This window comes from Serratia sp. CY84636 (genome assembly GCF_052166245.1).
GTDB lineage: Bacteria > Pseudomonadota > Gammaproteobacteria > Enterobacterales > Enterobacteriaceae > Serratia > Serratia nevei.
Genome location: NZ_JBJNOX010000027.1, coordinates 1 through 6505, shown reverse-complemented (window position 1 = coordinate 6505; position 6505 = coordinate 1). Strand labels below are relative to the sequence as shown.

At 60.2% G+C, this 6505-nt stretch carries 7 protein-coding genes and 2 pseudogenes; 3 read left to right on the top strand and 6 right to left on the bottom strand.

Going from position 1 to position 6505, the window contains the following annotated elements; genetic code table 11:
* Window positions 1-190 precede the first annotated feature (190 nt).
* The 3 genes from ACJ8QI_RS25260 to mphR(A) are packed head-to-tail and all read left to right on the top strand — an operon-like array spanning window position 191 to window position 2915.
* The gene (locus ACJ8QI_RS25260; RefSeq protein WP_000219391.1) at window positions 191-1096 is read left to right on the top strand and encodes an Mph(A) family macrolide 2'-phosphotransferase; all 906 of its coding nucleotides are present in this window, start codon (window positions 191-193) and stop codon (window positions 1094-1096) included.
* Complete coding sequence (mrx(A), locus tag ACJ8QI_RS25255) at window positions 1093-2331, top strand: macrolide resistance MFS transporter Mrx(A) (RefSeq protein WP_000004159.1); 1239 nt, start codon at window positions 1093-1095, stop codon at window positions 2329-2331. Before ACJ8QI_RS25260 ends, mrx(A) begins: the two co-directional genes overlap by 4 nt.
* A complete protein-coding gene (gene mphR(A), locus ACJ8QI_RS25250; RefSeq protein ID WP_001137892.1) occupies window positions 2331-2915 on the top strand; it encodes a macrolide-binding transcriptional repressor MphR(A) in 585 nt (194 codons plus the stop codon). The genes mrx(A) and mphR(A) overlap by 1 nt, the downstream gene beginning before the upstream one ends.
* 492 nt (window positions 2916-3407) lie before the next feature.
* Here the strand turns inward: mphR(A) and ACJ8QI_RS25245 are convergent, their stop codons facing one another.
* From ACJ8QI_RS25245 to ACJ8QI_RS25220, 6 genes and pseudogenes are all read right to left on the bottom strand, one after another.
* Window positions 3408-4172 (bottom strand): IS6-like element IS6100 family transposase, encoded by a 765-nt coding sequence (locus tag ACJ8QI_RS25245; RefSeq protein WP_001389365.1) that lies wholly within the window; start codon window positions 4170-4172, stop codon window positions 3408-3410.
* A 117-nt stretch (window positions 4173-4289) separates the two neighbouring features.
* Window positions 4290-4355, bottom strand: a pseudogene (locus ACJ8QI_RS25240) (EAL domain-containing protein); the annotation flags it as partial.
* A gap of 43 nt (window positions 4356-4398) precedes the next feature.
* The gene (locus ACJ8QI_RS25235) at window positions 4399-4704 is read right to left on the bottom strand and encodes a PadR family transcriptional regulator (protein WP_000130000.1); all 306 of its coding nucleotides are present in this window, start codon (window positions 4702-4704) and stop codon (window positions 4399-4401) included.
* 10 nt (window positions 4705-4714) lie between these two features.
* Window positions 4715-5920: a chromate efflux transporter gene (chrA, locus tag ACJ8QI_RS25230; RefSeq protein WP_000184001.1), complete on the bottom strand. Its 1206-nt coding sequence runs from the start codon at window positions 5918-5920 to the stop codon at window positions 4715-4717.
* Between the two features lie 155 nt (window positions 5921-6075).
* On the bottom strand, window positions 6076-6279 hold the full coding sequence (locus tag ACJ8QI_RS25225; RefSeq protein ID WP_000376616.1) for a hypothetical protein: 204 nt from the start codon (window positions 6277-6279) through the stop codon (window positions 6076-6078).
* Between the two features lie 127 nt (window positions 6280-6406).
* Window positions 6407-6505: pseudogene (locus ACJ8QI_RS25220) on the bottom strand (sulfonamide-resistant dihydropteroate synthase Sul1); the annotation flags it as partial.

Here is a 6505-nt window from a genome sequence, read left to right as displayed (position 1 = left end):
GCCTCAGCATTTTATTATGGTGATCCCCTGGGCGAAATGCGCCTGGTAAGCAGAGTTTTTGAAATGTAAGGCCTTTGAATAAGACAAAAGGCTGCCTCATCGCTAACTTTGCAACAGTGCCGGATTGAATATAACCGACGTGACTGTTACATTTAGGTGGCTAAACCCGTCAAGCCCTCAGGAGTGAATCATGACCGTAGTCACGACCGCCGATACCTCCCAACTGTACGCACTTGCAGCCCGACATGGGCTCAAGCTCCATGGCCCGCTGACTGTCAATGAGCTTGGGCTCGACTATAGGATCGTGATCGCCACCGTCGACGATGGACGTCGGTGGGTGCTGCGCATCCCGCGCCGAGCCGAGGTAAGCGCGAAGGTCGAACCAGAGGCGCGGGTGCTGGCAATGCTCAAGAATCGCCTGCCGTTCGCGGTGCCGGACTGGCGCGTGGCCAACGCCGAGCTCGTTGCCTATCCCATGCTCGAAGACTCGACTGCGATGGTCATCCAGCCTGGTTCGTCCACGCCCGACTGGGTCGTGCCGCAGGACTCGGAGGTCTTCGCGGAGAGCTTCGCGACCGCGCTCGCCGCCCTGCATGCCGTCCCCATTTCCGCCGCCGTGGATGCGGGGATGCTCATCCGTACACCGACGCAGGCCCGTCAGAAGGTGGCCGACGACGTTGACCGCGTCCGACGCGAGTTCGTGGTGAACGACAAGCGCCTCCACCGGTGGCAGCGCTGGCTCGACGACGATTCGTCGTGGCCAGATTTCTCCGTGGTGGTGCATGGCGATCTCTACGTGGGCCATGTGCTCATCGACAACACGGAGCGCGTCAGCGGGATGATCGACTGGAGCGAGGCCCGCGTTGATGACCCTGCCATCGACATGGCCGCGCACCTTATGGTCTTTGGTGAAGAGGGGCTCGCGAAGCTCCTCCTCACGTATGAAGCGGCCGGTGGCCGGGTGTGGCCGCGGCTCGCCCACCACATCGCGGAGCGCCTTGCGTTCGGGGCGGTCACCTACGCACTCTTCGCCCTCGACTCGGGTAACGAAGAGTACCTCGCTGCGGCGAAGGCGCAGCTCGCCGCAGCGGAATGAGCGAACGTCGATATAGCCCGCTCGCGACGCTGTTCGCGGCGACCTTTCTCTTCCGGATCGGCAACGCGGTGGCGGCCCTCGCGCTTCCATGGTTCGTCCTGTCTCATACAAAGAGCGCGGCCTGGGCGGGCGCCACGGCCGCTAGCAGCGTCATCGCGACCATCATCGGCGCGTGGGTTGGTGGTGGCCTCGTCGATCGGTTCGGGCGCGCGCCCGTCGCATTGATCTCGGGTGTGGTGGGCGGCGTGGCCATGGCGAGCATCCCACTGCTCGATGCCGTTGGCGCCCTCTCGAACACTGGGCTGATCGCTTGCGTGGTGCTCGGTGCCGCGTTCGACGCACCCGGTATGGCCGCGCAGGACAGTGAGCTGCCCAAACTCGGCCACGTCGCCGGGCTCTCCGTTGAGCGCGTCTCGTCACTGAAAGCGGTGATCGGGAACGTCGCGATTCTAGGTGGCCCGGCCCTTGGGGGGGCCGCAATCGGCCTGCTTGGCGCTGCGCCAACGCTCGGGCTGACGGCGTTCTGCTCCGTCCTTGCAGGTCTGCTCGGCGCGTGGGTGCTTCCCGCGCGTGCCGCTCGGACGATGACCACGACGGCGACTCTCTCCATGCGCGCCGGCGTCGCTTTTCTCTGGAGCGAACCCCTGCTGCGCCCTCTCTTTGGTATAGTGATGATCTTCGTGGGCATCGTTGGCGCCAACGGCAGCGTCATCATGCCTGCGCTGTTTGTAGATGCAGGACGCCAAGTAGCAGAGCTCGGGCTGTTCTCCTCAATGATGGGGGCTGGTGGTCTCCTTGGCATTGCCATTCATGCGTCGGTCGGCGCCCGGATATCAGCGCAGAACTGGCTGGCGGTGGCATTTTGTGGCTCTGCGGTGGGCTCGCTTCTGCTTTCACAGTTGCCAGGCGTGCCGGTGCTGATGTTGTTGGGCGCGCTCGTGGGACTGCTGACCGGCTCAGTCTCTCCCATTCTCAACGCTGCCATCTACAACCGCACGCCGCCAGAACTTCTCGGCCGGGTACTCGGCACGGTCTCGGCGGTGATGCTGTCAGCCTCGCCCATGGTTATGCTTGCGGCCGGCGCGTTTGTCGACCTTGCTGGTCCGCTCCCTGGCCTCGTTGTATCGGCCGTGTTTGCGGGGCTCGTGGCTCTACTCTCGCTCCGTCTTCAATTTGCTACAATGGCGGCGGCAGCCACAGCCTCCGCCCCAACCCATACAGAAGGTGAACACTGATGCCCCGCCCCAAGCTCAAGTCCGATGACGAGGTACTCGAGGCCGCCACCGTAGTGCTGAAGCGTTGCGGTCCCATAGAGTTCACGCTCAGCGGAGTAGCAAAGGAGGTGGGGCTCTCCCGCGCAGCGTTAATCCAGCGCTTCACCAACCGCGATACGCTGCTGGTGAGGATGATGGAGCGCGGCGTCGAGCAGGTGCGGCATTACCTGAATGCGATACCGATAGGCGCAGGGCCGCAAGGGCTCTGGGAATTTTTGCAGGTGCTCGTTCGGAGCATGAACACTCGCAACGACTTCTCGGTGAACTATCTCATCTCCTGGTACGAGCTCCAGGTGCCGGAGCTACGCACGCTTGCGATCCAGCGGAACCGCGCGGTGGTGGAGGGGATCCGCAAGCGACTGCCCCCAGGTGCTCCTGCGGCAGCTGAGTTGCTCCTGCACTCGGTCATCGCTGGCGCGACGATGCAGTGGGCCGTCGATCCGGATGGTGAGCTAGCTGATCATGTGCTGGCTCAGATCGCTGCCATCCTGTGTTTAATGTTTCCCGAACACGACGATTTCCAACTCCTCCAGGCACATGCGTAAACGGAGGTGTGCAGAGTCCCTGCGGCAGGCGACGAACACGACCGTCGTCGATTAGTACCGGTACGGTCGGTGGTATCGAAGTCTTGATCACCACTCAGGTCTACGGCTTACAAATGGTGACCATCCCGATACTTGCGTCAGAGCACCGGGCCGATTCTTTGACAGTGAATCACTCCCGTAAGGTTGTGCCGGTGTGGGTGTCCCGGGTCGAGACGATACTCCGCCAATGCGCCCAGCAAACAACCTGGCCATCGCAGGTGGTGGGGAGCGGTGTGGCGGATGAGTTGGACAAGTTGGTGTAGCAGCACGAGCACGGCGAGATAACATCGCAGGAGTTCGACATGCTCAAGAGACAGCTGATTGCGAATCGCGATGCAGATTCATAACCCGATTGCGGGTTGGCTTCACTCCACCATCACCGAGCAGACTAGCACGGCGGGCTCTGTTGCAAAGATTGGCGGCAGTCAGAGGTAGGCTGTCGCTCTGCGCCGATCAGGCGGCTGCTGCGAAATGGTGGTTGAGCATGCCCATGGCCTCCGTCAGCGCCGAGGGCCCAATGCCAAAAGCTCTCTCCACAAGGCGCACCTCGCCCCTGATGCCGGGCTGCAGGCACCAGGGGCGAGCCTGTCCTTTGCGCAGGGCTCGCATGACTTCGAATCCCTTGATCGTGGCATAGGCCGTGGGGATCGATTTGAAACCGCGCACCGGCTTGATCAGTATCTTGAGCTTTCCGTGATCGGCCTCGATCACGTTATTGAGATACTTCACCTGCCGGTGGGCCGTCTCCCGGTCCAGCTTTCCTTCGCGCTTCAATTCGGTGATCGCTGCACCATAGCTCGGCGCTTTGTCGGTATTGAGCGTGGCAGGCTTTTCCCAGTGCTTCAGGCCTCGCAGGGCCTTGCCCAGGAACCGCTTCGCTGCCTTGGCGCTGCGGGTCGGCGACAGGTAGAAATCGATCGTGTCGCCCCGCTTGTCGACTGCCCGGTACAGGTAGGTCCACTTGCCCCGCACCTTGACGTAGGTTTCATCCAGGCGCCAGCTCGGATCAAAGCCACGCCGCCAGAACCAGCGCAGCCGCTTCTCCATCTCCGGGGCGTAGCACTGGACCCAGCGATAGATCGTCGTATGGTCGACCGAAATGCCGCGTTCCGCCAGCATTTCCTCAAGGTCGCGATAGCTGATCGGATAGCGACAATACCAGCGCACCGCCCACAGGATCACATCACCCTGGAAATGGCGCCACTTGAAATCCGTCATCGTTCCGTCCGTCCAATCTCCGCCAAGCATGCTCAAGCTTCACGATTTTTGCAACAGAGCCCACACGAGTATTGAGCATAGTCGAGATTGGTGCAGATCACTTCTGATATTGAACTGTCAGGAGCTGGCTGCACAACAGCCATTACGCCCAATCAACTGGTGCAGTCGTCTTCTGAAAATGACAATCCAGTTAGGGTATAGCTCAACCTGACATAGAAGCAAAAACTCAACCACCTTCTACCAACTCTCCGAACAGCTCCTTGACCTTTGTTTTCGCATCAGCAAGTGCAGTTCTGCCTTGTTCAGTGATGTCATAAACACGCCGTTCACGTCGCCCGGTGCGTTCGTGGCGTGAGGTCAGATAGCCTTTTTTTTCCAGGCCGTGCAGCATCGGGTACACGGTGCCAGCGCTCATCTCGTAGCCGTGTCGGCGTAGCTCTTCGATGATCCCCAGCCCAAAGACAGGTTCCTCGGCTGCATGGTGAAGGATGTGCAGGCGGATCAAACCGCCGTAGAGGTCTTTGTCAGTCATTTTTTGTGCCTCACAGAGCGACGCTCAACAGCCACCCAGCTGCACCGCTACCGAGGACAACCAGCCACGGCGGGAGCTTCCAGAACATAAGTGCGACAAGGGCAACTAATGCCAAGCCGAAGTCTTGCGGCTGAAAGATGGCGCTAGTCCATACAGGCTGATACAGCGCGGCCAGCAGCAAGCCGACTACAGCGGCATTGATCCCGGCCAGCGCAGCTTGGATGCCTGTATTGCGGCGCAAACGCTCCCAAAATGGCATTGATCCGACGACCAGCAAGAACGAGGGCGCGAAGATAGCCAGCAGACACACAATGCCGCCGATCCAGCCCGACGGGGCGGTGTTCATCGAGGCACCAAGAAACGCGGCGAACGTGAACAAAGGGCCGGGCACCGCTTGAGCTGCCCCGTACCCCGCGAGAAAGGATTCATTGTTGACCCAGCCGGAGGGCACCACTTCGGCTTGCAGTAATGGCAGCACAACGTGACCACCGCCGAACACCAGTGATCCGACACGATAGAAGGAATCCACCATTGCCATGGTTTGACTTGGCATCAGTTCGGCCAACACCGGCAGGCCAATCAGCAAGACAAAGAACAGCGAGAGCCAAAGCACGCCGGCCCGGTGACTGACCGTGATAGGTAGGGGGTCATGCTCAACAACTTTCGCTGGCTTGAACAATAACCGGCCTGCGATGCCTGCGATAGCAATCACGCCAACCTGTCCCCACGCGGACGGCACAAGTAAAACGACGCAGGTAGCAATTGCCATGATGGTGACTCGCAGCCCATCCGTGCATAGGTTACGCGCCATGCCCCATACTGCTTGAGCGACCACGGCCACAGCCACCACTTTTAAGCCATGCAACGCGCCCTGCGAGACGTAATCGCCATAGCTGGAGATGCCGAGCGCAAAAAGGATCAAGGCTATGGCAGACGGCAGCGTGAAGCCAGCCCAAGCAGCCAGCGCCCCGCTGTATCCAGCCCGAGACAGTCCTACCGCTATGCCGACCTGGCTGCTTGCAGGCCCTGGCAAGAACTGACAAAGCGCGACCAAGTCAGCATAGCTCCGTTCGGAGAGCCAGCGCCGCCGTGTGACAAATTCGGCGCGGAAGTAGCCCAAGTGCGCAATGGGGCCGCCAAAAGATGTCAATCCAAGCCGCAGAAAAATAAGAAAGACCGACCATGGTCTGCTGTCATCGGTAGGGTTATTCGTCATACTTTCGCCTTCATGATCTGCAACGAGTTGATCAATAATAAGCGAAATTCGATAACGAAATTCGATATAAATCTAGAAAAAAATACCTCTATGTGTACTACGCAGTTTTAGCTGTGGCTTTCACAGGAGCACGCTTACTTACGGCTTAGCGTGCTTTATTTTCCGTTTTCTGAGGCGATCCCTAGGAGCTCGGATCTCAGGACGAAGGTCTCCGCGAATGTCCGGTCGATCCGCGCGACGTCCCAGGCGGGCGTTCCCTTGGCGGACATCCACGCCGCAGCGTCGTGCATCAGCCGCACAACCTCGTCGATATCACCCGAGCAGGCGACCCGAACGTTCGGAGGCTCCTCGCTGTCCATTCGCTCCCCTGGCGCGGTATGAACCGCCGCCTCATAGTGCAGTTTGATCCTGACGAGCCCAGCATGTCTGCGCCCACCTTCGCGGAACCTGACCAGGGTCCGCTAGCGGGCGGCCGGAAGGTGAATGCTAGGCATGATCTAACCCTCGGTCTCTGGCGTCGCGACTGCGAAATTTCGCGAGGGTTTCCGAGAAGGTGATTGCGCTTCGCAGATCTCCAGGCGCGTG